Consider the following 21719-nt stretch of genomic DNA (forward strand, 5'->3'; position numbering starts at 1 on the left):
AGTGCCGGATGACGGCCATGGACTCCCCGCCCCCGCTGTCCCAGGGGCACCCCCGGCGGTGGCTGATCCTCGGAGTCATCCTGCTGGCGCAGCTGACGGTGCTGCTCGACAACACCGTGCTCAACGTCGCCATCCCCTCGCTGACCCGGGAACTCGACGCCTCCTCCGCCGACGTCCAGTGGATGATCAGCGCCTACTCGCTGGTGCAGTCCGGTCTGCTGCTCACCGCGGGCAGCGCCGCCGACCGCTACGGGCGCCGACGGCTGCTGATCGCCGGGCTCGCGGTCTTCGGCGTCGGGTCGCTGGCCGCGGGGCTCTCCCAGACCTCCGGGCAGCTGATCGCCGCCCGGGCGGGCATGGGCGTCGGCGGGGCGCTGCTGATGACCACCACCCTCGCCGTCGTCGTGCAGATATTCGACGACAGCGAGCGGGTCAAGGCGATCGGCCTCTGGTCCACCGTCAACTCCCTGGGCTTCGCCGCCGGGCCGCTGATCGGCGGGGTAATGCTCGACCACTTCTGGTGGGGCGCGATCTTCCTGATCAACATCCCCGTCGCGCTGATCGGCCTCTGGGCGGTGGCCCGGATGGTGCCCGAGTCCAGGACCCGTCTGGGCGACCGGCCGGACCTGGTGGGGGCCGTCCTGTCGACCATCGGCATGACCGGGGTGGTCTTCGCGATCATCTCCGGCCCGGAGCACGGCTGGACCTCCGGCCGGGTGCTCGCCCCGGCGACCGTCGGGGTGCTGGTGATGGCCGGCTTCGTGCTGTGGGAGCTGCGGGTGCCGCACCCGATGCTCGACATGCACTTCTTCCGCAACCAGCGGTTCGTGGGGGCCGTCGCGGGCGCGATCCTGGTGGCCTTCGGCATGGGCGGCTCGCTCTTCCTGCTCACCCAGCACCTCCAGTTCGTCCTCGGCTACGAGGCGCTGGAGGCGGGGGTGCGGACCGCCCCGCTGGCCGCCACCGTGGTGCTGCTCAACCTCACCGGACTCGGCGCCCGGCTGGTGCCGCGGCTCGGCACCCCCGCCACCATCGCCGCCGGCATGTCCCTGCTCGCCGCCGGGCTCGCGATGATCGCGCTGCTCTCCGGCGGTGCGGACGGCAGCTACGCCGGGGTGTTCGCCGGGCTCGTGGTGATGGGCGCCGGCATCGCGCTCGCCATGCCGGCCATGGCCAACGCCATCATGAGCGCGATCCCGCGGGAGAAGGCGGGGGTCGGCGCGGGCATCAACGGCACCCTCGCCGAGTTCGGCAACGGGCTCGGCGTCGCCGTCCTCGGCGCCGTGCTCAACGCCCGGTTCTTCGCTGTGGCCTCGGTCTCGGCGGCCTCGCTCCCGGTGGCCCTCGCCGCCGCCGGCTCGGCGGACGAACGGCGGGAGATCACCGACGCCTTCGCCTCCGGCCTGGCGACCAGCCAACTCGTCGGCGCCACCGCCGTGTTCCTCGGCGGGATGCTCGCGGCGGCGCTGCTGCGCCGCGCCGAGCGGACCGCGACCGCCGGCCCCGGAGACGTCGACCCCGCGGCGGCGGAGCCCGCAGCGGTGGCCGAGCGGCAGGGCGGGGCCACGAAGACCCTCTGAGCCGCGCATACGATGCGCGGGCGGGCGCGGTGCCGGGCACCGCGCCCGCCGGGAGCAGGTGGTGAGGGGCCGTCCCCGGGCGGCTCCGGGGACGGAAGAAGGTGCGCGATGGCGAAGGCAGCCGATCCGGCGAAGCGTCCGGCGCGGGCGAGCGTCTGGCTGGCGGACGGGGCGCGGGGGGAGCCCCCGGCCCGCCGCGGCACCCAGCCGTCCCCGTCCGGCCTGGACCGGGACCTCATCACGCGGACCACGGTGCGGATGCTGGATGCCCAGGGGCCGGCGAAGTTCTCGATGCGCCGGCTGGCCGCCGAACTGAACGTCACCGCGATGTCCGTCTACTGGTACGTCGACACCAAGGACGACCTGCTGGAGCTGGCCCTGGACGCGGCCACCGGCGAACTGCGCCTGCCCGCCCTGCCACAGGACCCGGCGGCCCGGCGCGCCCAGTGGCGCGAACTGCTGCGGGCCACCGCCCGCGAGTACCGGGCGCTGCTGGTGCGCCACCCGTGGCTGTCGGCGCTGGCCGGGCACTTCCTCAACGTCGGGCCGAACTCCCTGGAGTTCTCCCGCACGGTGCAGGAGATCGTGCGCTCCACGGGGCTGCCCGCGCAGGGGCAGACGGGGGCGATCGCCGCGGTCTTCCAGTTCGTGTACGGCTTCGGGACCATCGAGGGCCACTACATCCAGCGGTGCGCCGAAGCGGGCCGCACCCAGGACGAGTACCACCGCGAGGCCATGGGGGCGATCTCCGACGAACCGGGGATGGCCGTCCTGTGGGACTCGGCGGCCGAGCTGATGGAGGCGCGCGGCGGGGACACCGTGGAGGAGATGCGGGAGCGGGACTTCTCCTTCGCCCTGGAGCTGATCGTCGCCGGCATCGAGGCCATGATCGAACGGCACGCCCGGGACGCCGGTACGGGCTGACCGGCGGTCCGCGGTCAGCCCCGGCGGCCCCGCAGCGGCACCTCCCGGATGAACAGCGCGAGCAGCAGCGCCGCTGCGGCCAGCGGGGCGGAGGCCAGGAACACGTCCCCGATCCCGTGCCCGTACGCCCCCTCCAGCACCGTGCGCACCGGTGCGGACAGCGCGTCGAGGTCGGGGAGGGCGCCGTCGCCGGCGCCCGGGGCGGGGGCGGTGCCGAGCGCGGCGAACCCCTCGCGCACGTGGTGGTCGACCCGCAGGGAGAGGAGCGCGCCGAGCGCCGACACGCCGACCGCGCCGCCCAGCGAGCGGAAGAACGTCACCACCGAACTGGCCGCCCCGAGGTCCTCGGGTCCCACCTGGTTCTGGGTGCAGAGCACCAGGTTCTGCATCATCATGCCGATGCCGAGCCCGGTGAGGGCCATGGACAGGGCGATGTACGCGTACGGGGTGTCCTGCCGCAGCCCGCCCAGCAGGCCCAGCCCGGCGGTCAGCAGCACCCCGCCGGCGAGCAGCCACGCCTTCCACTTACCGGTGCGGGTGATGATCAGCCCGGACGCCGTCGAGGAGACGAACAGCCCGGCGATCAGGGGGATCGTCAGCAGCCCGGACGCGGTGGGGGACTGCCCGCGCGCCAGCTGGAAGTACTGGCTGAAGAAGACCGAGCCGGTGAACATCGCGACGCCGATGAAGAGGGAGGCGAGCGAGGCGAGGGTGATCGTCCGGTTCCGGAACAGCCGCAGCGGGATGACGGGGTCGGCGGCCCGGCGCTCCACCAGGACGAAGGCCGTGGCGAGCAGCAGCGCCCCGCCGACCATCAGCGCGGTCTGCCAGGACGACCAGGGGAAGGCGTCGCCGGCGAAGGTGACCCAGACCAGCAGCAGGCAGACGGCGGCGGTGACGAGGGACGCGCCGGTCCAGTCGATGCGGACGTTCCGCTTGCGCACCACGGGCAGCCGCAGGGTCTTCTGGAGCAGCACCATCGCGAGCACCGCGAACGGCACCCCCACGTAGAAGCACCAGCGCCAGCCGAGCCACTCCGTGTCGGTGATCACCCCGCCGAGCAGGGGCCCGCCGACGGTCGCCACGGCGAAGTTGGCGCCGAGGTAACCGCTGTACCGACCCCGCTCACGGGGCGAGATCATCGCGGCGATCACGATCTGGGCGAGCGCGGAGAGCCCGCCGACGCCGATGCCCTGGACCACCCGGCAGGCGATGAGGGTGCCGGTGTTCTGGGCGAGTCCGGCGACGATCGAGCCGGCCGTGTAGATGACCAGGGATATCTGGATCAGCAGCTTCTTGGAGAACAGGTCGGCGAGCTTGCCCCACAGCGGGGTGCTGGCCGTCATGGCGAGCAGGGCCGCGGTGACCACCCAGGTGTAGGCGCTCTGGCCGCCGCCGAGGTCACCGATGATCTCGGGCAGGGCGTTGGTGACGATGGTGGACGACAGGATCGCCACGAACATGCCGAGCATCAGGCCCGACAGGGCCTCCATGATCTGCCGGTGGGTCATGGCGGGAGCGGTGTCCTGGTGCTCCGCACGGGCTCCGGCGCCTTCGCGCACCCCGGTCGGTGTGGTGGTCATGCGCGGGTCCGTTCCTGTTCTCGGCCGCCGTTCGCGGTCGGTGCGCCGGTGGTCCGTGGTCCGTCGAACTCGGCGCGGAGCCGGGCCAACAGGGTGGTGAGTTGGGTGATCTCGTCCTCGGACCAGTCGCCGAGCCGGCGGGCGAGGTCCCGGGTGCAGCGGGCGCGGAGGTCGGCGAGCTGCGCCTCGCCCGAAGAGGTGAGGCGCAGCAGGCGGGACCGTCCGTCGAGGGGGTCGGGCGAGCGGGCGACCCAGCCGCGGTCGGTGACGTGGGTGACGTGCCGACTGCTCACCGAGGGGTCCACCGCGAGCAGTTCGGCGAGCCGGCCGCTGCGCAGTTCCCCCTCGCGGGCCAGGACGTGCAGCACGGCCGCCGCCCCGGCGGGGCAGTCGGCGGGGAGCAGCCGGGCGAGCCCCCGGTTCACCGCCCCCACGGCGTTGAGCTGCCGGACCAGCTCGGCGTAGGCGGACCGTGCGGCCATGACCCTCCCTCGTTTCGTTGCTTAGAGCAACCATAGAGGTTAATTGGTTGCCGCAGGCAATGTGAGGGGGGTGGGGCGGCTAAAAACCTGGCAAACCTCCCGGGGCGGACCGGGGAACGCAGGCGGTGGGGGCGGTGCGCACCGCAATCCGTGGACGAGAAGGGGAGGAGGGGGCGGAAGGGGCGGGCGGGGCCGGTGCGGCTCGATTCGGGAGGCCGGGGCCCGACCCCGCTCTTGGGACGGCTCCGCCGATTCGGCTAGTGTCCTGCCCCATGGCACAGAACCCCCAAGCCCCGCACGGTCCTCAGGGCGGCAACGACCCCGCGGGCAGCACCCAGATGTTCCGCGCCTTCGTCGACGAAGGCGGCACCTCCCGGAGTGCGGCCCGGGCGGCCGCCTCCTCGTCCTCCGGTCCGCGGGTCGGTCTGATCCTCGGTGTCCTCGTCGGCGTCGTGGTCCTGGTGGGCGTCGCCTGGCTGGCGCTGGGCTGAGCGTCCGCGCGCGGACGCACGACTGACGGGCCCTCGAAGCATCCCTTCGAGGGCCCGGTCGGCGTGCACGGGTGGTCCGGAGCCGGGTGCGCTCCCCCGGCCGGGCGGCGTCCTTAGGACGCCGGTTCAGTCGGCGATCAGCAGTCCGTCGCGCAGCTGGGCGAGGGTGCGGGTCAGCAGCCGGGAGACGTGCATCTGGGAGATGCCGACCTCCTCGCCGATCTGCGACTGGGTCATGTTCGCGAAGAACCGCAGCATGATGATCCGCCGTTCGCGCGGCGGGAGCTTGGCGAGCAGCGGCTTCAGGGACTCGCGGTACTCGACGCCCTCCAGGGCGGTGTCCTCGTAGCCCAGGCGGTCCGCGAGGGAGCCCTCGCCGCCGTCGTCCTCGGGGGCGGGGGAGTCCAGCGACGAGGCCGTGTAGGCGTTGCCCACGGCCAGCCCGTCGACCACGTCCTCCTCGGACACCCCGAGCACCGCGGCGAGTTCGGGGACGGTGGGTGAACGGTCGAGCTTCTGGGACAACTCGTCGCTGGCCTTGGTGAGGGCCAGCCGCAGCTCCTGGAGCCGGCGGGGCACCCGCACCGACCAGGAGGTGTCCCGGAAGAAGCGCTTGATCTCCCCGACCACGGTCGGCATCGCGAACGTCGGGAACTCCACGCCGCGTTCGCAGTCGAAGCGGTCGATCGCCTTGATCAGGCCGATGGTGCCGACCTGGACGATGTCCTCCATCGGCTCGTTGCGGCTGCGGAAGCGGGCCGCGGCGTACCGCACCAGCGGGAGGTTCAGCTCGATCAGGGTGTCGCGGACGTAAGCGCGTTCGGGGCTGTTCTCGTCCAGCGCGGCGAGCCGCAGGAACAGGGACCGGGACAGGGTCCGGGTGTCGATGGCAACCGGAGCGGCCGGCACCTCCGGGGGCTCGACGAGCGTGACGGACCCGGGGGCGACGGGGGATTGCGAGGTCTCGGAGCCGTGGAGCTCGGCGGGCGCGGATTCGCTCTTCGTGAGCGTGAGCACCTTCGAGCTGCCCTGTTCTGCGGACATGCCACCCCCTTGAGGTCGCTGACGGTCGGCGGCCGGCCGTTCCCGAGAGGAACGTAGCCTCCACCTGAATACCGGAGCCTGGGGTCCGGCAAACGCGCTGCCGGAAGAATGTCACATGTCGGCAACACGCTGTAGTGACTTGTCGACATCCTGTCGCGAGCCGCTCGGGGGTTTCGTGCCGATTTGATGGTAAGTGCGGCCTGTTGGGCGCGGACCGGCGCACGGAGGGTGCAACCCGATCCGGCTACGCCTCGATCCTGTTTGCGGATCGTAGTCGCGCGAAGCTCCGGGCCAGCAACCGGGACACGTGCATCTGGGAGACGCCCAGCTCCGCGCTGATCTGCGACTGGGTCAGATTGCTGTAGTAGCGCAGCAGCAGGATGCGCTGTTCCCGCTCGGGGAGTTGGACGAGCAAGTGCCGGACCAGGTCGCGGTGTTCGACCCCGTCCAGGGCCGGGTCCTCGTAGCCGAGGCGGTCCAGCAGCCCGGGCAGTCCGTCGCCCTCCTGGGCGGCCTCCAGCGAGGTCGCGTGGTACGAGCGGCCGGCCTCGATGCAGGCGAGCACCTCGTCCTCGGTGATCCGCAGCCGCTCGGCGATCTCGGCGGTGGTGGGCGAGCGCCCGAAGCTGGTGGTCAGGTCCTCCGTCGCCCCGTTGACCTGCACCCACAGCTCGTGCAGCCGGCGCGGCACGTGGACGGTGCGCACGTTGTCGCGGAAGTACCGTTTGATCTCGCCCACCACGGTGGGCATCGCGAAGGTCGGGAACTGCACGCCCCGGTCCGGGTCGAAGCGGTCGATCGCGTTGATCAGGCCGATGGTGCCGACCTGGACGACGTCCTCCATCGGCTCGTTGCGGCTGCGGAACCGGCCCGCCGCGTACCGCACCAGCGGCAGGTTGGCCTCGATCAGCGCGCAGCGCACCCGGGTGTGCTCGGGGGTGCCCGGGTCCAGGTGCCGGAGCTGCCCGAACAGGACCTGGGTGAGGGCCCGGGTGTCGGCGCCCCGGCGCGGGGGCGCGGGAGCCTCGGAGGGCGGCTCGGAGGGGGGCTCGTCCGGTGCGGGCGCGTGGGGCACGGCGGGTGCGGAGCCGGCCGGCGGGGCAGGTTCCGGGGGGGTCCGGGAGGGGGTCCGGAGCCCCCCGGGGGCACAGGGGGCGTTCCGGAGTTCATGGGGCGCGTGGGTGGGGGTGGAGGGCGCAATCTGGTGTGCATGGGGCGCGAGGGGGTGTGCATGGGGCGCAAGGTGTGCGACTGCTGTGCCGGATGGGGCGGGGGAGGCTGTGGTGTCGGACTGCTCCCCTTGCTCCTCCGGCCCCCCGGTCCGTTCGGCGGGGCCGCGGGGGGCACCGGAACCGGCGCCCGGGGTGTTCCGGGGTGGAGCCTGGCGAGGCGCAGTACTGGCCGGCACGGTCAACGCCACCCCTTCGTCGCGCTGGTCCCCCCGGGCTTCCCACGGTGGGTCACCATCCTGCAAAAGCGGTCATAGCATCACAAGACATGTGCACTGTGTGCAAGCACCCTAAAACGCCGTGTTGAGCGACGGGTTTCCCCAGGGAAAAGCCCTCCACGGTGGCCGTGGAGGGCGGGAGTGTCGCCGCTCGGTGCGCGGGGACCGGCAGGCGGTGGCGGGACCGGGAGGTCCGGGGCCCGGAGGGGCTCAGAACGGGTAGTCGACCAGGACCCAGGTCGCGAACTCGCGCCACCGGGCCGCCGCGGCCTGGTGGGCGGGGTGGTCGATGTACCGCTGGAGCGCGTCCGTGTCGGCCACCGACGAGTTGATCGCGAAGTCGTAGGCGATGGGCCGGTCGGTGACGTTCCAGGCGCACTCCCACGAGGCCAGCTCCGGGATCTGCCCGCCCAGCGCGCGGAACGCCTCGACCCCGGCGACCACGCGCGGGTCGTCGCGCCGCACGCCGTCGTTGAGCTTGAACAGGACGAGGTGACGGATCACGGGAACTCCTCGGCGGAACGGAACTCCGGCCCCGCGGGGCCGGGCGGAGGTGCGGCTACTCGCCGCCGTTGGCGACCCAGGTCATGAAGTCGCCGATGGCCCGGGCGGCGTTCGAGATGCCTTCGAAGCCTATCTGCACGTAATCCGCAGCCTGGGCCGGGTCCGTGATGATCACGTAGAGCAAGAAGACGACGACGACGTACAAAGCGATCTTTTTCGCGTGCACCACGGTGGTGCCCTCCCCTGTCGTCCAGCCTGGCACGTCCCCCGTCACCGGCGGTGCAGTGTAACCCGGGACCAACGGCCCTCCCATGGAGGCCCTTTGTCCATCGTGCGGCGGCCGGCGCTGCGGCAGGCTGTTACCCGAGCCCGGCGGGGTCTGGCAGGAACCCGCGCGGGGCTCAGGGACGAACCCCTCTGCGGGGCCCGGAGCGCACCGCGTGTCCCCTGGTGACGGTCCGGGCTTGGGGAGCGTCCTCATGGGAGGGGCGGCGAACCCCCGTCGCCGTCCCTCCCGCCAACGACCGGCCCCGTGACGCCTTCGTGGGGGAAGGCGTCACGGGGCTCATCCGTTCCCGGGGGACGGCAGCCGGGCGGCTACCGGAGGGTGCGGAGGAAGACGTCCGCCCTGCCGTTGGTGTCGCCGGGCACGAGGTCGTCGGCCGCGGAGGTGAAGACCACCCGGCGTCCGCCCGTGCTGACGGCGTCGACCCCGGCCGAGGCGGGCCGGTCGGTGACGATCTCGTCGGTGCCCGTCTCCAGGTCGCGCAGGGCGAGCGGGGCCGGTCCCGTGGTGCCGGACGGGGTGTGGAGCAGGTAGCGGCCGGTGGGGTCGATGGCCACGCCCTGCACGCCGGGGACCAGCAGGGCGGTGCCCGAGGCGGTGTCGTGGACGTGGGTGTCGGGGCCCGAGAGGTAGACGACCTTGCTGCCGTCGTCACTGAGTTGGACCAGCGACGCGGCCTTGGCCGGACCCTCGATCGGGCCGGCGACCGCGTTGCTCGTCCGCTGCCACAGGAAGACGTCCCGTTCCCCGCCGTCCTGGTAGGCGAGGACGCCGGCGTCGGCGCTGATGGACGGTCGGGTGGATGCGGTGTTGTGGACGACGTCGATGGTCCGCAGGGCGCCGCCGAGGGCGGCGTCGCGGATCTCGATGCGCTTGTTGGTCTCCGGGCGCCGGAAGCTGACGCCGAACGCCTGGTGCTCCTGGCCCGTGCCCATCGCCGCCTCGCAGGCGTGGACCGAGCAGGTGTAGGCCGTCCACCACCCCCTGTCCAGGTGCGATTGGTAGAGGGCCATGTGGTTGAACCGGTATCCCAGGTGGGCGACGATCTGCCCGTCGCTGCTGAGCATCCCCGGCCCCGCCGGGCCCCAGTCGAACTTCCTGTTCTGTCCGGTCGCCGTCTCGCGGACGAACACCGCCTCGTTCCTCCCCCCGCCGCCGGGGGTGAGGTTGTCGGCGTACGACGAGAAGACGATGCGGTGGCCGGCCGGTGCGATCGAGGCGGCGGAGGAGTCGCCGTTGGCCTGGGTGCCGTCGGTCGCGACGCTGACCCGCTCGACGCCGGTCCGGCGGTTGTCCCCCGCGTCCGCCGGCGCGGCCGAGGCCGCGCCGGGCGGCAGGACCGTGAGCGAACAGACGACGGCGACGCCCAGTGCGGCTCGCAGCCGTGTGGTGGTGCCCCGGTTCGTGTTCCCTCTCATGTTCCCCCCAGGGAGTCCCTCCACCGGTACCGCACCGGCGGAGGAGCAGCATGGAACCGCGCCGTCGATCCGCGGTCAACGCCCGTGCGCCGCGGGCCCCGTGGGGAGGCCCGGTTTCGGTCAGGTGCGAGCGGTGCCCCCGCGCCCCGGGCACACCGGGCGGCGGGGCTCCGGAACGGGGGAGGCGATCGTCACCGGGCGCCCCAGGAGAAGTCGTGTGATCCTGCGGCGCTCGGGGTGCGTCGCATGGTCGTCGTAGGTGGGTTGAGGTGTCATCGGCCCAGCACGATGTGGCCACACGGCTCGCCCCGCTGATTTCACTGCCGCAGAGGCGGGCCGTGCTTCACCCTCCGTAGAGGGTGGGCAGATCGACCAGGAGGACGTCGTCGCGCCGGGCGGCGAGTTCGGCCAGGTCGGGGTGGAAGCCGTGCAGGGAGTACAGGGCCAGGGTGGTGCCATCGATGTCGTACCCCTGTTCGGCGAGGAGGGTGCGGATGTGTTCCAGTCGCTGGAGGTCGCCGGTTCCCCGGCGGGCGGAGGTCGCCTTGGCCTCGCCGAGGAGGGCGATCCTCGCCCGGGGCGTCTGTGGGCGCTCGCCGGCGGCCAGGGCGATGACATCGACCTCGTGCTTCGTCCGGGCGGCCTGGTCGGCGACCTCGGTCGTACCGATCGGGCCGGGCAGTCCACTGGGCAACAGGGTGTGGGCGTAACGGCGGGTGAAGTCGCGGGCCAGGTCCTCGAAATGCGGGCCGAGGATCTTGGAGTTGAAGGTCGGAGCGGCCTGCTGCCACACCTGCTCGACGAAGCCCTGTTCCACGGCGGCTGCCTGCGGCAGGGTGATCAGTTGATTGAAGCGGATGACCGGGTCGGCGAGGGTGATGACCGGATGCCGGGCGCGGAGGATGTCCTGTTCCCGCTGGATGTACCCGGTGGACTCCAGTACGCCGAGCGGGTGTGCGACGGCAGTGCGCGGGCGTTCCAGAGCCGCACCGACCTTGCTGGGGGTCGTGGCCCCGTTCGCGATCGCGGTGAGGGTGTCGTAGTACAGCGTGTGCTGCGTGATCCTCGGATCCTCGCGCAGCAGATGCTCGGTCTCGGTCCGTGAGTACACCGCCCGGCCCGGGTCAAGGAGCGTCCGGGCAAGCCATCCGTCGAATCCGTCGTCGGGGTGCGGGCGGGCGGCCACCGGACGGTAGCCGGGTGCCCCGCCGAGAACGGCGTGTACCTTCAGCGCGGTCAGCTGGTCTTCGATCTGCCAGAAGTCCCGGCTGGCCCGGTAGTCGAAGGGGCCGAGGCGCACGTCGACGACGGCCCGGCCGCGCAGCGGTTTCGTCCCTGAGAGCAGCTCGTGCATGACGCTCATCGCGGAGCCGCACAGGATCAGGCGCGGGCCCGGTCCGGCCCCGGGCCGGGCGCCGCGCTGACGCTCGTCGTAGAGCTGCTGGAGCAGCCCTGGGATCTCGGGTGAGTGCTGGAGCAGATACGGCAGCTCGTCGATCACCAGCAGGGGGTGTGGTGAACGGGCTGCCACATCGAGGGCGTTGGACAGCACGTCACGCCAGTCCGTCAGCCGCAGACTCCCCGGCCGCAGGCCGGCGTGGGTGGCGACCGCGTCACTGAACCGCTGGATCGCGGGCAGCCGCCCCTCTTCCCGGACCGCCGTCACATACAGACCGCCGACCTGCTCGGACAGGGCGTGAAGCAGGTACGACTTCCCGTGCCTCCGCCTCCCGGACACGATGCCGAGCCGCATCGCGGGATCCGGATCAGTGAGGAACTCCGTGAGAAGACCCCACTCCCGGTTCCGGTCCACCACATCGTCCGGCTTGGTCGGCAGATTGCTCTTCACTGGGTCTCCAGCACATCCACTACGACGGATTTCGTCCACATCCACTGCGACGGATTTCGTCTAAGTCTACTTAGACAGAATCCGTCGTGCTGGGATTCATCGGGCCTGCCCCAGGCGTGGCGTAGAGGGATCGACGGGGACGGGGCGACCGGACATGCCTCGTGCCCAGGCCCGGCAAGGAGGAGGGAGGAGGCGGGAGGGCCGCCGTGCTGGCACATCACCACGCAGAACACCCCCTGATCGCGTTTCCGCAGATCAGAGGGTGTGAGAGCGGTAGCGGAGGGATTTGAACCCGTTCACGTGACCGGTCTCACCTGCGGTTTTTCCTGAGAGTCGGAAAAAAATCGGGGCGTTTCCACCCTCCTCAATCCCGCTCGATCCGTTTCCGTCGGGTTCGGTGTTGACGTGTCAACACCGGATGGAGGGGGTTCCGGGAGGGAACGCGGCCCCGGGTGGTTCCTCCAAGGCGGGTGATTCGTTGACGGGGAGAATCGAGTGGGCAGCACCTCACTCCATCCGCATGTGACCGGACATGAGCAGGCTCAGCAGTTCCTCGCGGTACGCATCGAGTGCCATGACGATCGCGGAGTGACTCCGGAGCCGTTCATCCAGCAGGTACAAGGTGTGGCCGATCTTCTCGCGCTCTGCTTCGGGCGGCAGCGGCACAGGCAACTTGGCCAGATCGTTGGCGGAGAGTGATCGTACGGCTGTTCCCGTAGCCCAGCGGTCGATCCAGCTCTGCGCTGCCGGGCTTGTCAGGAAGCCGAGGAGATAGGTGGACCAGGAAGGAGTGAGGGGGCGGATTCTCATCAGGTGAGTGCCGAACAGCCAGCCGTTCTCGGCGTCCGTGACCAGGGCGCAACGCCCCACGGTGCCACTGCGTGTCATCACCAGGTCCCCGGCTTGGAGCCGGTACTTCGCGTATGCCTCAGCCGCCTGCGGGGACAGCACCTCGGTGTCCTGGTGCAGAAGGCGATGGCCGCTGATGTTTCTCGCGCGAGCTACCCGGGGCCCCTCTCCACCTTGATCCTTTCTGCCCTGCCATGGGCCTCCTGGACCAATAGAGATCTTGGCCAGGTCTCCGAACGGGGCCTCCGACCAACCGGGGGGAAGGTCCGTGCCTGGTTCGCGAGTGGGGATCACGAGATCCCCGGTCCTCTGACCACCGGACCACTCCAGCTCGGCTTCGAGCGCTTTGAGCCGGTCTGCGGCCGACCTCAACCGTTCCATCCGCAGCGCGACGGGCTGTCGGGTGGCATCCGCGGCGATGAGCGGCGTGTCCGGTACGACGGCGGTCTGCGGAGTGAGCCGATACCCCCGGTCACGTATCTCCGCGAGCCCGAGGGCCCGGCTGGGCACGGAGACGGTGCCGCCGGAGCACCGTTTGCCGGTGACCTCCCCGCCCCGCCAGGCGATGTAGGCGTCGACCAGCACCGAGATGTCCGTCTCGGAGAGCTCACGTGAGGCCGGGCCCGTCATGACACCGAGCGCTGATCCGTCGATGAAGAGAACGTCCGGGCGACGGACCTTCGGTCTGGTCAGTATCCATACGCTGACAGGGATCGACGTATTCGTGAACAATTGGGATGGCAGTGCGACGATGCATTCGACGACACCGTCCTCCACCATCGCGGTGCGAATCTTCCGTGCGCGGCCCCCGACGAAGGCAGCGCCATTCGGCATCACCACGGCCGCTCGCCCGCCCGGGGCGAGTCGGGACACCACATGCTGGAGCCAGGCGAAGTCGCCTCGGGACCCGGGCGGCCCATAGTGCCAGTGCTGTTCCCCGGCGGCGGTCGAGAGCTTGAACCCGAAGGGTGGATTGGTGGCGATCCAGTCCGCGCCGTTCTGCCACCCCGGTTGGGGAGCGGTCGCCTCGACCTCCATGCCGTACGCGAGTTCCGCTCGTTCCGTTTCATGGAGAGCGAGGTTCATCCGGGCGAGGGCCAAGGCGTCGCTGCCGGGAGAGGTACCCGTAACGTGAGGTGTCGCTTCGGCAGGCAACGTGGCCAGCATGGCCGTCAGTACTTCTCCGGCCCGGCAGAACGGGTCGTGCACATGTGCCGGCGGGGGGCCCGTGGCTGCCAGCAACAGGGCCATTGTCCGCGCCACGGACCTCGGGGTGAAGAACTCGCCCCCGTCCCGCCGCCCGTGTGCGCTGCGGTAGTGATCGACCAGCAGGTCGAACACTTCCGCGCACTCCACCCGTGACGTCGGCCCCTGACGGAAGAAGACTTCTGCGAGGGCCGTGCTCCCCTCGTGGCCTGTGATGCGCTGGTTGAAATCAAATACGTGCTGTGCGGCCCCGACCAGGGACATCGCCGACGATCGGGCGTCGTGATCGCTACCCCACACGAACACCATGGCGAGCAGCAGTTTCAGATACTCGTCGGATACCACCTCTCCGCGGAACCGATCCTGCTGGGACAGGAGGCCACGAACGAACTCCGGCGAGCTGAAGCGGTTGTCACCCAGTGCCTGGCGGAATCGATGACCGAATGTCGTACCCGGCAGCTCGCCGTCCCGCCGTCCGCTCACCGCGATGGTGCGCCGGTCCAGCCAGGCGGCGATCTCGTTGGCCCTGAAGACATCGACGCCCGGTCGATCGAGCGATGGCACTGGCTGGGGGAAGTCCGAATGCCGACGCTCCCAGTTGGTCACGGCAGGGCGCTGGACGCCGGTGAGGCGCGCGATGTCGCTGCGGGTGACGGTGATCCGGCCGAGATTCGTCACGGGTGATTCCTCCGAATCAGAAGCGGGTGGGCCGGGTGCCGTCGAGGGTGGCCGCGCGGTCGGCCAGTACCCCGGGGAAACGGTCCATTCCCTTCGCCTCCGCCATCAGCTCGGGACTGAGGTAGCCGAGCATCCGGTAGATCTTGACATGGTCGGCCGAGAGGTCACGGTGGTGTACGGGTTCGTGATGCATGATCCTGTTCCGCATCAGTACCAGAGAGGACAGTCCGTCGTGGAGGCTCCTGCGCGGCTGGTCCAGAAAGGGAAACGCCCGGTGAAGGGTGGGTACCCAGAGACTCCGGTCGTAGCGTCGGCTCAGCAGGGAGACCCAGAAGCCGAATGAGAGCTCCGCCATCACGCTGTCCGGTGCAGGGACGATTCCCCGCCGCCCGCACTTCCGGTGGGCATCCGTTACGAGGCGCTGGGCCTGCTGGTCGAGAGGGGCCGCGTGCCACCAGTCCGGGCGACCGTACCGGTCGGTCAACTGATCGTGCAGGGCGTTGCGCAGTGCCAGTTCGAGACAGTGCAACGGGCCGTAGAGAGCAGCGGCGGCCTCGACGTTCCACCAGTACAAGCGAACTGCGGTCCGCGGCTGCCCCTGCGCGGCCAGGAGGTACTTGCTCAGACGCGGCCGGGAGAATGCCCGGACCAGCCACACCGGCAGCTTGTCGATCATGAGTGTCCCCCTCTGGACATGGCTCCGCCCCGCGGTGCCGTTACAGGATTGGGCGGCGGTGGTACCGTGAACACGAAAGCCCCGGGTCCGCCTCTGCTCTGCATGCCGCCCGGGGCACGGCCTCGACGAACCCCCGGCAATGCTCATCAGCTGCCGGGGGTTCGCTGTTTCCCCCTCGTTCTGCGGCGTGATGAAGGTAGCGAAGGCCGCGGAGAGTGCGCAAGCGCAGTGAGGTGCGCTGGAAATTGTTAATGGTCGTGGAGGTGAGGCCGCAGTGGACGGTATTGCCCGGGGGTGGAGTGGGGAGACATGTCACGTCGCGATGCAAAACACCCCCTGATCGCGTTTCCGCAGATCAGGGGGGTGTGAGAGCGGTAGCGGAGGGATTTGAACCCTCGGTGACGGGTTACGCCACACTCGCTTTCGAGGCGAGCTCCTTCGGCCGCTCGGACACGCTACCGGGAGAGACCCTACCCCAAGGTGGGGCGTGCGCCGAAATCCGGTTGCCGCCCGGTCCGGGGCGGTGGGGCGGGGGTCAGCGGCCGGTGCGGAAGAAGTCGGTGAGCAGTCGGCCGCATTCCTCGGCGAGAACGCCGGCGACGACCTCCGGGCGGTGGTTGAGCCGGCGGTCGCGGACCACGTCCCAGAGGGAGCCGGCGGCGCCGGCCTTCTCGTCGCGGGCACCGTAGACCACGCGGTCCAGACGGGACTGGACGAGGGCGCCCGCGCACATCGTGCAGGGCTCCAGGGTGACCACCAGGGTGCAGTCGGCGAGGCGCCAGTCGCCGAGCGCGGTGGCCGCCCGCCGGATGGCGACGATCTCCGCGTGGCCCGTGGGGTCGCCGGTGGCCTCCCGGTCGTTGTGGCCGGTGGCGAGGGTGTCGCCCCGCGGGCCCAGCACCACGGCGCCCACCGGGACGTCGCCCCCGGCGAGTGCCGCCCGTGCCTGCTCCAGGGCCGTCCTCATGGCCCCTTCCCAGGGGCCGCGCACCGCATCGCTCACGGTGGCCAACCTACCGGCGCCCGGCGGCACCGGCGCCCGCCACCGGGCCGGTGCCGCCGGGCCGCACGGTCAGCGCACCGCTTCGAGGAGCTCCGAGGCCCCGAGGGCCTCGGCGATCCCGCCCAGGGCGTCGCCCGGGTCGAGCGCGCGCAGTTCCCGGTCGGAGACGCCGAGGTCGTCGAGGAGGTTCGCGTCCCCGAGGGGTCCGGTGGCCACCGCCTCCTCGGCGTCGGTCCCGGCCCCGGACTCCTCTCCTCCGGAGGTCGAGCCCTCCGGCTCACCGTCCTCCGTGCCGTCGAGATCGAGGGAGTCGAGGTCGACGTCGTCGTCGCCGTACTCCCGTCCGATCAGTTCGTTCGTCAGGATCTCCCCGTACGAGCTGCGGGACGCGGCGACGGCGTCCGAGACGTACAGACGGGGGTCGTCCTCACCGTCGACCCGGACGACCCCGAACCACGCGTCCTCCTGTTCGAGGAGGACGAGGACCGTGTCGTCGTCCTGCGAGGCTTCGCGGGCCAGGTCGGTCAGGTCCGACAGGGACTCCACATCGTCCAGTTCCGTGTCGCTCGCTTCCCACCCGTCTTCGGTGCGCGCGAGCAGTGCGGCGAAGTACACCGTGACTCTCCCACTGGTCTGAGGCGTGCCGCTTGGGGTTCCCCCCGGCGGAGGTTGCGGGTGGGGCCAACGGTACGCGTGCCCCGCCCAGTCGGAATCGTGGCAGAAACCGGAGCGGGAGGAGGGGTCTTCGGCTCGCTGCGTGCGCGTCGCGTGCTCCGCCCGGGGTGCGCGCCACCTCGGGCGACCGCCGCCGCGACCCTCCGCGCGCCCTCGCGAGCCGGTTCCCGCCCGGGCGGGAACCGGGTCCCGGGCCCTCTGGGCGTCCCGTGCGGGGCGGCGGGGCGGGATCCTCCGGACCCCGGGAACGTGTTCGGCGTCACGTTCGTGTCGGCCGCGGCGGTGCGGGGGATCAGCCCCGGAACGTCCGCATGCGCATCGCTTGTCGCATCCGTGCCGCGCGCGCCCGGCGGGGCCGCACCCGGCGGCGCAGTTCCCTCGCCTCGACGAGTTCGCGGAGGAACTGGGCGCGGCGCCGGCGGCGTTCGGCGTCGACGGGCGGGGTTCCGGCGTTCTCCGCACCATTGCGGGATCGTTTCGGCATGACGTCTCACTCCCCGGCGGTCCGCGGGCGGTCCGCCGGTTGCTCGGGGACGGTGTGGGACGCGCCTTCCCCCGATCGGCGGTTTCGATGCCGGAATCGGCTGCTCGGGCCCCGGTTACTGTGGGGGGATGCGTCTCCACGTCGTCGACCACCCCTTGGTCGCCCACAAGCTCACCACCCTGCGCGACCGCCGCACGGACACCCCGACCTTCCGGCGGCTCGCCGACGAACTGGTCACCCTGCTCGCCTACGAGGCGACCCGCGACGTGCGGACCGAACGGGTGAGCATCGAGACGCCGGTCTGCCCGACCGCGGGGGTGAAGCTCTCCCACCCCCGTCCGCTGGTGGTGCCGATCCTGCGGGCCGGGCTCGGGATGCTGGACGGCATGGTGCGCCTGCTGCCCACCGCCGAGGTGGGCTTCCTGGGCATGATCCGCGACGAGGAGACCCTCCAGGCGTCCACGTACGCCACCCGGATGCCGGAGGACCTCTCCGGCCGTCAGGTGTACGTCCTGGACCCGATGCTGGCGACCGGCGGCACGCTCGTGGCCGCCATCCGGGAGCTGATCCGCCGCGGCGCCGACGACGTCACGGCCGTGGTGCTGCTGGCCGCGCCGGAGGGCGTCGCGGTGATGGAGCGGGAACTCGCGGGGACGCCGGTCACCGTCGTCACGGCCTCGGTGGACGAGCGCCTCAACGAGGCGGGCTACATCGTGCCGGGCCTCGGTGACGCCGGCGACCGGATGTACGGCACCGCCGAGTAGTCCCGGGCGCCCCTGCGCCGCGGGGCCGCCGTTCGGCGGGCCCGCGGGCGGGTCAGCGGCGGCAGTCCGCCGACCGGTCGGCGGACGGCGCGGGGCTCGGCGCCGGGTCGGTCAGTGCGGCGAGGGCGCGGGCGGCGGCGGCCTCGGGGGCCAGCTTGCCGAAGGCCGTGCCGATGATCAGGTCGACCTCGGCGGAGGCCCGGCCGTCGGTGCGCTGCTGGGCCTCGGCGAGCTGGGCGGCGAGCACCGGCAGCGCGGTCTTCGCGGTGGACTTCCCGCCGAGGAGCAGCGCCGGACCGGGCACCTTCTTGTCGTACTGCCGGGTGGCGTTGCCCACCTCGCCGATGGTGAAGCCGCGTTTGCGCAGCTCGTCGGCGGTCTTCTTGGCGAGGCCGCTGCGCGGGGTCGCGTTGAGGACGTTGACCTTGACCGCGGCGGGCTTCGGGAGGACGACCGCGCGGGGCTTCGCCGGGGCCGGCTCCTTCCGGGCGGCGTCCTCCGCGCAGCCGGAGGCGGCACTGGCCCGGTCCCCGCCGCCGGTGAAGACGTCCACGAGCTGGAGGGTGCCCCAGCCGATCACGCCCGCGGCGGTGAGGGAGGCGACGCAGGCCAGGACGACCCTGCCGCGGCGGGGCCCCCGCCGCATCCGCGGGTACTTGCCCCCGGTGATGCGGTACTCGCCGCCCATGCCGGGGGGTGTGAGCATGCTCATGTGCGCAGCGTAGTGCCGTGCGCCGGCAATGCCTACTAAACGATCATCCGAGGGTGAACCCCGTGACCCGAAAGGGGCAAGGACGCGGCGCCGCCGTGACCCGGGGCCACGGCGGGTGCGGCTCAGTCGAGTTCGAGGACGCGGGCGTGCAGGACCTGTCGTTGTTGGAGTGCGGCCCGGACCGCCCGGTGCAGCCCGTCCTCCAGGTACAGATCGCCCCGCCACTTCACCACGTGGGCGAAGAGGTCCCCGTAGAAGGTCGAGTCCTCGGCGAGGAGCGTCTCCAGGTCGAGTTGGCCCTTGGTCGTCACGAGCTGATCGAGGCGGACCGGGCGTGGCGCGACGTCCGCCCACTGCCGGGTGCTCTCCCGGCCGTGGTCGGGGTACGGCCGGCCGTTTCCGATGCGCTTGAAGATCACACGGAAAGCCTACCGGTCAAGCCTCTCCGGGCGCAGCCAAGGCGGGCCGGTGCGAAGCTGGTGCATAGCGCACATCGGGGGATCAATGCGGCGGCGTTCGCGGCGCCGGACCGGGAAACAGGGGCCTGAACGATGAGTGAGAGCCAGTCGAACGCGGCGCCGTCCCCCGGAGCCGGGCCCCCTCCCGCCGACGGGACGCTGCCCGCGCCGGCCCGGGAGATCGCCGCCGGGTACGCCTTCGCCGGCCCGGCGCTGGACCTCGGGGCGCTGGTGTGGGACGGCGCCTGCCGACCGGACGCCCCGGTGCGGCTGCCGCTGACGGTGCTCAACCGGCACGGGCTGGTCGCGGGGGCCACCGGCACCGGCAAGACCAAGACGCTGCAACTGATCGCGGAGCAGCTCTCCGCGCAGGGCGTGCCGGTGTTCCTCGCGGACGTGAAGGGCGACCTGTCCGGGATCTCGGCGCCGGGGGAGCCGGGCGAGCGGGTGCGCGCCCGGGCCGCCGAGGTGGGGCAGGCGTGGGAGCCGGGCGGCTGTCCCACCGAGTTCTACGCACTGGGCGGGCTCGGGCACGGGGTGCCGCTGCGGGCCACCGTCACCAGCTTCGGGCCGGTGCTGCTGGCGAAGGTGCTCCAGCTGAACCGGACCCAGGAGCAGTCGCTCGGGCTGGTGTTCCACTACGCGGACGGCAAGGGGCTGGAACTGGTCGACCTGAAGGACCTGCGGGCGGTGGTGGCCTTCCTCGTCTCCGACGAGGGGAAGGGGGAGCTGAAGTCGATCGGCGGGCTGTCCAGCGCCACCGCCGGGGTGATCCTGCGGGCGCTCACCGCCTTCGAGCAGCAGGGGGCCGGGGTGTTCTTCGGGGAGCCGGAGTTCGACACCGGCGAGTTCCTGCGGGTCTCGGCGGAGGGGCTCGGGACGGTGTCGCTGCTGGAGCTGCCGGCGGTGCAGGACCGGCCGCAGCTCTTCTCCACCTTCCTGATGTGGCTGCTCGCCGACCTGTACCACGACCTGCCGGAGGTGGGCGACCTCGACCGGCCCAAGCTGGTGTTCTTCTTCGACGAGGCGCACCTGTTGTTCACCGGGGCGTCCACGGCGTTCCTGGAGGCGATCACGCAGACGGTGCGGCTGATTCGCTCCAAAGGGGTGGGGGTGTTCTTCGTGACCCAGACGCCGAAGGACGTGCCCGCCGAGGTGCTCGGGCAGCTCGGCAACCGGGTGCAGCACGCACTGCGGGCGTTCACTCCGGAGGACCAGAAGGCGCTGCGGGCGACGGTGCGGACCTTCCCCCGCTCCCCGTACGACCTGGAGGAGTTGCTGACCTCCCTGGGCACCGGCGAGGCCGTGGTGACGGTGCTCGGCGAGAGCGGGGCGCCCACTCCGGTGGCGGCGACCCGGCTGCGGGCCCCCGAGTCGCTGATGGGTCCGGTGCCGGTGGACGCCTTGGACGCGGCGGTGCGCGGTTCGGCGCTGTACGGGCGGTACGCGCAGGCCGTGGACCGGGAGTCGGCGTACGAGAAGCTGAACGCCCGGGCGCCCGCGCCGGCGCCCGAACCGGTCCGTGAGCCGGCGCCCGCGCCCGGTGCCCCGGCTGGTGCCGGGGCGGGACGGGAGCGGGCGGAGCCCTCGTTGGTGGACCAGGTGGTGGGCAGCGGGGTGTTCACGTCCCTGACCCGGTCGCTGGGGACACAGTTGGGGCGGGAGATCAGCCGTTCGTTGTTCGGGACCGCCCGGCGGCGGTGAGCGGGCCGCGGCCCGGCCTGGTGTGCGGGGCCGGGCCCCGGGCCGCATGATCGGAGCATGGACGTGAACCTTCACCTCGCGCAGGAGCCGGCGGCGGACGCCTTGCTGAGCCGTAGTCCGCTGGCCGCGCTCGTGGGGATGCTGCTGGACCAGCAGGTGCCGATGGAGTGGGCCTTCGCCGGGCCGCACACGATCGCGCAGCGGATGGGGCGGGAGGACCTGGACGCGCACGAGATCGCCGAGCAGGACCCGGAGGCGTTCGCCGAGCTGCTGGCGCGCAAGCCCGCGGTGCACCGCTATCCGGGGTCGATGGCGGGGCGGGTGCAGAACCTGTGCCGGTACCTGGTGGAGCAGTACGACGGGCGGGCCGAGGCGGTGTGGGAGGACGCGGGCAGCGGACGGGAACTGGCGAAGAGGCTGGGCGAGCTGCCGGGGTTCGGCAAGCAGAAGGCGCAGATCTTCCTGGCGCTGCTGGGCAAGCAGTTGGGGGTGCGGCCGACGGGGTGGCGGGAGGCGGCCGGGGAGTACGGGGCCGAGGGGAGCTACCGGTCGGCGGCCGACATCACCGGGCCCGAGTCCTTGGCCCGGGTGCGGGCCCACAAGCAGGAGGCGAAGGCGGCGGCCAAGCGGGCCGGGGGAGCCTGAGGCAGGGGCGTGCGTAAGGGGCGGAACCGGGCTGAGAGCCGCCACAGCCCGGGTCCGCCGACGGGCGCACGGTCACTGGGAAGGACCGTGCGACCACTCCCGCCGCTGGCGCCGGATGCCGGTGCCCGGTGTGCCGGAGAGATCCGGGGGAGTGGGCCGGACCTCCATCACCGCGCTCCTCGCGTCGTCAGGTGCCCCCGGGGTGACTCGTAACCCCGGGGGCGTTGAAGTTAGGTTAGCCTAACCTCAGGTGATCT

General features: G+C 71.7%; 21 protein-coding genes and 1 tRNA gene. 6 read left to right on the top strand and 16 right to left on the bottom strand.

Annotated elements, in window-relative coordinates:
* Positions 1–8 precede the first annotated feature (8 nt).
* Together ACSMX9_RS14800 and ACSMX9_RS14805 are read left to right on the top strand one after the other, a co-directional pair.
* Positions 9–1580, top strand: a complete 1572-nt coding sequence (locus tag ACSMX9_RS14800) for an MFS transporter (protein WP_445402769.1) — start codon at positions 9–11, stop codon at positions 1578–1580.
* A 108-nt stretch (positions 1581–1688) separates the two neighbouring features.
* Complete coding sequence (locus ACSMX9_RS14805) at positions 1689–2504, top strand: TetR/AcrR family transcriptional regulator (RefSeq protein WP_445402770.1); 816 nt, start codon at positions 1689–1691, stop codon at positions 2502–2504.
* Between the two features lie 14 nt (positions 2505–2518).
* Here ACSMX9_RS14805 and ACSMX9_RS14810 read toward each other — a convergent pair whose 3' ends face one another.
* Both ACSMX9_RS14810 and ACSMX9_RS14815 read right to left on the bottom strand, forming a co-directional pair.
* Entirely contained in the window at positions 2519–4087 is a 1569-nt protein-coding gene (locus tag ACSMX9_RS14810; RefSeq protein ID WP_445402771.1) for an MDR family MFS transporter, read from the bottom strand.
* Positions 4084–4569 (bottom strand): MarR family winged helix-turn-helix transcriptional regulator, encoded by a 486-nt coding sequence (locus ACSMX9_RS14815; RefSeq protein WP_351248825.1) that lies wholly within the window; start codon positions 4567–4569, stop codon positions 4084–4086. Before ACSMX9_RS14815 ends, ACSMX9_RS14810 begins: the two co-directional genes overlap by 4 nt.
* Before the next feature lie 272 nt (positions 4570–4841).
* Between ACSMX9_RS14815 and ACSMX9_RS14820 the strand changes: the two genes are divergently transcribed.
* Entirely contained in the window at positions 4842–5060 is a 219-nt protein-coding gene (locus tag ACSMX9_RS14820) for a hypothetical protein (protein ID WP_351248823.1), read from the top strand.
* Positions 5061–5186: 126 nt separating this feature from the next.
* Here the strand turns inward: ACSMX9_RS14820 and ACSMX9_RS14825 are convergent, their stop codons facing one another.
* From ACSMX9_RS14825 to ACSMX9_RS14880, 12 genes are all read right to left on the bottom strand, one after another.
* The gene (locus tag ACSMX9_RS14825; RefSeq protein ID WP_351248821.1) at positions 5187–6104 is read right to left on the bottom strand and encodes an RNA polymerase sigma factor SigF; all 918 of its coding nucleotides are present in this window, start codon (positions 6102–6104) and stop codon (positions 5187–5189) included.
* A gap of 244 nt (positions 6105–6348) precedes the next feature.
* The gene (locus ACSMX9_RS14830) at positions 6349–7179 is read right to left on the bottom strand and encodes an RNA polymerase sigma factor SigF (protein ID WP_445402772.1); all 831 of its coding nucleotides are present in this window, start codon (positions 7177–7179) and stop codon (positions 6349–6351) included.
* 582 nt (positions 7180–7761) lie between these two features.
* Positions 7762–8055 carry a Dabb family protein gene (locus tag ACSMX9_RS14835; RefSeq protein ID WP_351248817.1) on the bottom strand — a complete coding sequence of 98 codons (294 nt, stop codon included), beginning with the start codon at positions 8053–8055 and terminating at the stop codon, positions 7762–7764.
* A gap of 55 nt (positions 8056–8110) precedes the next feature.
* The gene (locus tag ACSMX9_RS14840) at positions 8111–8329 is read right to left on the bottom strand and encodes a hypothetical protein (protein WP_366117088.1); all 219 of its coding nucleotides are present in this window, start codon (positions 8327–8329) and stop codon (positions 8111–8113) included.
* A 323-nt stretch (positions 8330–8652) separates the two neighbouring features.
* Positions 8653–9759: a hypothetical protein gene (locus ACSMX9_RS14845; RefSeq protein ID WP_445402773.1), complete on the bottom strand. Its 1107-nt coding sequence runs from the start codon at positions 9757–9759 to the stop codon at positions 8653–8655.
* Between the two features lie 343 nt (positions 9760–10102).
* Positions 10103–11608 carry an AAA family ATPase gene (locus ACSMX9_RS14850; RefSeq protein WP_445402774.1) on the bottom strand — a complete coding sequence of 502 codons (1506 nt, stop codon included), beginning with the start codon at positions 11606–11608 and terminating at the stop codon, positions 10103–10105.
* A 507-nt stretch (positions 11609–12115) separates the two neighbouring features.
* Positions 12116–14341: an N-6 DNA methylase gene (locus ACSMX9_RS14855; protein ID WP_445402775.1), complete on the bottom strand. Its 2226-nt coding sequence runs from the start codon at positions 14339–14341 to the stop codon at positions 12116–12118.
* A gap of 16 nt (positions 14342–14357) precedes the next feature.
* A complete protein-coding gene (locus ACSMX9_RS14860; protein ID WP_445402776.1) occupies positions 14358–15017 on the bottom strand; it encodes a hypothetical protein in 660 nt (219 codons plus the stop codon).
* Positions 15018–15389: 372 nt separating this feature from the next.
* Positions 15390–15477: transfer RNA gene (locus tag ACSMX9_RS14865), tRNA-Ser, on the bottom strand.
* Between the two features lie 75 nt (positions 15478–15552).
* Positions 15553–15984 (bottom strand): tRNA adenosine(34) deaminase TadA, encoded by a 432-nt coding sequence (tadA, locus tag ACSMX9_RS14870; RefSeq protein WP_351248829.1) that lies wholly within the window; start codon positions 15982–15984, stop codon positions 15553–15555.
* Positions 15985–16089: 105 nt separating this feature from the next.
* A complete protein-coding gene (locus ACSMX9_RS14875; protein ID WP_445402777.1) occupies positions 16090–16635 on the bottom strand; it encodes a tRNA adenosine deaminase-associated protein in 546 nt (181 codons plus the stop codon).
* 352 nt (positions 16636–16987) lie between these two features.
* Entirely contained in the window at positions 16988–17179 is a 192-nt protein-coding gene (locus ACSMX9_RS14880) for a hypothetical protein (protein ID WP_445402778.1), read from the bottom strand.
* 128 nt (positions 17180–17307) lie between these two features.
* On the opposite strand from ACSMX9_RS14880, the gene upp reads away from it, so the two are divergent.
* Positions 17308–17943, top strand: a complete 636-nt coding sequence (upp, locus tag ACSMX9_RS14885) for a uracil phosphoribosyltransferase (RefSeq protein ID WP_445402779.1) — start codon at positions 17308–17310, stop codon at positions 17941–17943.
* 52 nt (positions 17944–17995) lie between these two features.
* On the opposite strand, the gene ACSMX9_RS14890 is transcribed toward upp, so the two are convergent.
* Both ACSMX9_RS14890 and ACSMX9_RS14895 read right to left on the bottom strand, forming a co-directional pair.
* Positions 17996–18655, bottom strand: coding sequence for a LytR C-terminal domain-containing protein (locus ACSMX9_RS14890; protein WP_445402780.1), 660 nt, complete (start codon positions 18653–18655; stop codon positions 17996–17998).
* Between the two features lie 122 nt (positions 18656–18777).
* Positions 18778–19074: a type II toxin-antitoxin system VapB family antitoxin gene (locus ACSMX9_RS14895; protein WP_003949502.1), complete on the bottom strand. Its 297-nt coding sequence runs from the start codon at positions 19072–19074 to the stop codon at positions 18778–18780.
* A gap of 132 nt (positions 19075–19206) precedes the next feature.
* Here ACSMX9_RS14895 and ACSMX9_RS14900 point away from each other — a divergent pair, with 132 nt between their 5' ends.
* Both ACSMX9_RS14900 and ACSMX9_RS14905 read left to right on the top strand, forming a co-directional pair.
* Positions 19207–20817: a helicase HerA-like domain-containing protein gene (locus tag ACSMX9_RS14900; RefSeq protein ID WP_445402781.1), complete on the top strand. Its 1611-nt coding sequence runs from the start codon at positions 19207–19209 to the stop codon at positions 20815–20817.
* A gap of 57 nt (positions 20818–20874) precedes the next feature.
* On the top strand, positions 20875–21462 hold the full coding sequence (locus ACSMX9_RS14905; RefSeq protein ID WP_445402782.1) for an HhH-GPD-type base excision DNA repair protein: 588 nt from the start codon (positions 20875–20877) through the stop codon (positions 21460–21462).
* Positions 21463–21719: the final 257 nt, after the last annotated feature.

Source organism: Streptomyces sp. LE64, from assembly GCF_052606915.1.

Excerpts from the sequence above, each read along its gene's own strand:
- ACSMX9_RS14800 (WP_445402769.1), top strand. The coding sequence starts at position 9 with ATGACGGCCATGGACTCCCCGCCCCCGCTGTCCCAGGGGCACCCCCGG.
- ACSMX9_RS14805 (WP_445402770.1), top strand. The coding sequence starts at position 1,689 with ATGGCGAAGGCAGCCGATCCGGCGAAGCGTCCGGCGCGGGCGAGCGTC.
- ACSMX9_RS14810 (WP_445402771.1), bottom strand. The coding sequence starts at position 4,087 with ATGACCACCACACCGACCGGGGTGCGCGAAGGCGCCGGAGCCCGTGCG.
- ACSMX9_RS14815 (WP_351248825.1), bottom strand. The coding sequence starts at position 4,569 with ATGGCCGCACGGTCCGCCTACGCCGAGCTGGTCCGGCAGCTCAACGCC.
- ACSMX9_RS14820 (WP_351248823.1), top strand. The coding sequence starts at position 4,842 with ATGGCACAGAACCCCCAAGCCCCGCACGGTCCTCAGGGCGGCAACGAC.
- ACSMX9_RS14825 (WP_351248821.1), bottom strand. The coding sequence starts at position 6,104 with ATGTCCGCAGAACAGGGCAGCTCGAAGGTGCTCACGCTCACGAAGAGC.
- ACSMX9_RS14845 (WP_445402773.1), bottom strand. The coding sequence starts at position 9,759 with ATGAGAGGGAACACGAACCGGGGCACCACCACACGGCTGCGAGCCGCA.
- ACSMX9_RS14860 (WP_445402776.1), bottom strand. The coding sequence starts at position 15,017 with ATGATCGACAAGCTGCCGGTGTGGCTGGTCCGGGCATTCTCCCGGCCG.
- tadA (WP_351248829.1), bottom strand. The coding sequence starts at position 15,984 with ATGAGGACGGCCCTGGAGCAGGCACGGGCGGCACTCGCCGGGGGCGAC.
- ACSMX9_RS14880 (WP_445402778.1), bottom strand. The coding sequence starts at position 17,179 with ATGCCGAAACGATCCCGCAATGGTGCGGAGAACGCCGGAACCCCGCCC.
- upp (WP_445402779.1), top strand. The coding sequence starts at position 17,308 with ATGCGTCTCCACGTCGTCGACCACCCCTTGGTCGCCCACAAGCTCACC.
- ACSMX9_RS14890 (WP_445402780.1), bottom strand. The coding sequence starts at position 18,655 with ATGAGCATGCTCACACCCCCCGGCATGGGCGGCGAGTACCGCATCACC.
- ACSMX9_RS14900 (WP_445402781.1), top strand. The coding sequence starts at position 19,207 with ATGAGTGAGAGCCAGTCGAACGCGGCGCCGTCCCCCGGAGCCGGGCCC.
- ACSMX9_RS14905 (WP_445402782.1), top strand. The coding sequence starts at position 20,875 with ATGGACGTGAACCTTCACCTCGCGCAGGAGCCGGCGGCGGACGCCTTG.